Here is a 1,598-nt window from a genome sequence, read left to right as displayed (position 1 = left end):
GGGAGTGTCATCCCTGAAGGAGCGGGGCCGTGTCAACCATCAAGGCCTGGCGGTTTGTGACCGGTTTGAGCGGGTTCCCGGCTAGGTGCGGGCGAACGCCGGTAAGGGGTCGGGGTCAGGACTCGACCGCCAGGTCGACCCGCGTAGCGGGCTTGGTCTTGACGCCGATCCCGGGCGGCGCAGAATCGGTGCGCCGGAACGGCATGTGGTGTTGTGGTTGAAGGCCGTGTTCTCCAGCGTCTGAAATGGACGGGTGGCGGAACCGGGGGCCGGTTGCCGGTCATCCCTTCGCCGCGGCGGGGCGGCATGGAGTGTTACGGCCGCGACCAGGCGGGGTCAATCAAGTGTGGTCGACCGCGCCACCGGGGTGGGGGTCAGACACTCCACGACCTCGCGCCTGGCCGCGCCGGGCTGGGGGCTCACGCGGCCTGGGCCAGGCAACGGATGTGGCCGTCGCGTAGGCCGTAGAAGACCAGGGTGAGCAGTTCGCGGGCGGCGGCGACCTTGGCGATGTTGTTACCGCGTCGCTCGCCGATGCGCGTCCGGGTCCGGGCAATGGGCCCGGTATGCACGCGCTGGACGGCCTCGACCGCAGCCCACCGGACCAGGGTGTTGCCCTGCTTGGTGATGCGCCCTCGGTGGACCTTGGTGTCGGACTCCCGGTGCTTGGGCGTCATGCCTGCCCAGGAACATAGCTGTTGCGGCCGGGCGAAGCGGGTGACATCGCCGATCTCGGCCACGAACACCGCGGCGAGTACCGGCCCGACGCCGGGTAACGCCTGGATCGCCTGGTAGCCCGGGTGCGTCTTCAACTGGGCGGCGGTGCGCTTGGCCACAATGTCAATCTCGAGGGTGATCGCATCGATGAGCCGGCGAAGTGACAACACCCGCGCGTGGAACGGCGCGTCGAGCTGTAGATCGTCGAGCAGTTGCTGCCCGCCGACGCCGAACAGGTCGGACATGGCCACCCGCACGCCCTGCTTGGCAAGCACCGAGTGGACCTGCGCCTTGAGCCCGGAGCGCAGCGCCACCAGCTTGCACCGGTGACGGACCGCCTCCCGCAGACCACGAACCTCGGGCGGGGCGATCCACGCCTCGGGGAGCCGACCCATCCGCAGGAGATCGGCCAGATCGGCCGCGTCACGTTCGTCGTTCTTCACCCGCCGATAGGCGAATCCCTTCACTCCCAAGGGATGTGCCAGGTGAACCTTGGCGCCGGACTCGGCGAGCACGTCCGCCGCCCAGTACCACCCATACGTGGCTTCCAACACCACGTCGGGACTCTCGCCCCAACCGGCGACCTGCCGCGCCAACTCGAACGGATCGTTGTCGATTCGCACCGTCGAACCGATCCGTTGCCCTTCCGGAGTCATCCGCACGATCACGCTGCGCCGCCGGTGCAGGTCTATCCCCACATACTGCCGGCCGTCGTACTCTTCCACAGGGGCCTCCTTCGTCGTGGTACGTCGTGACAACCCCAGGAAAACCCCTGACCAGGGTGACTGTCACGAGGAGCGGAGGCCCCGCTCCTTCATCGCATCAAGTTAACGGCTGATCTTGGTTGTTGAGGTGGTCAGTGGTTGGCCGGGGTGAGCCGG

The 1,598-nt window shown here is 67.8% G+C and carries 1 protein-coding gene; it reads right to left on the bottom strand.

Annotation, left to right across the window (positions count from 1 at the left end; genetic code table 11):
- Nucleotides 1–419: 419 nt before the first annotated feature.
- The gene (locus tag KJS59_RS30515) at nt 420–1,442 is read right to left on the bottom strand and encodes an IS110 family RNA-guided transposase (protein WP_213457446.1); all 1,023 of its coding nucleotides are present in this window, start codon (nt 1,440–1,442) and stop codon (nt 420–422) included.
- Nucleotides 1,443–1,598 lie beyond the last annotated feature (156 nt).

It is taken from the genome of Rhizomonospora bruguierae, assembly GCF_018397995.1.
In the GTDB taxonomy this organism is placed as follows: domain Bacteria; phylum Actinomycetota; class Actinomycetes; order Mycobacteriales; family Micromonosporaceae; genus Rhizomonospora; species Rhizomonospora bruguierae.
This window is presented reverse-complemented; position numbering and strand designations above follow the sequence as displayed.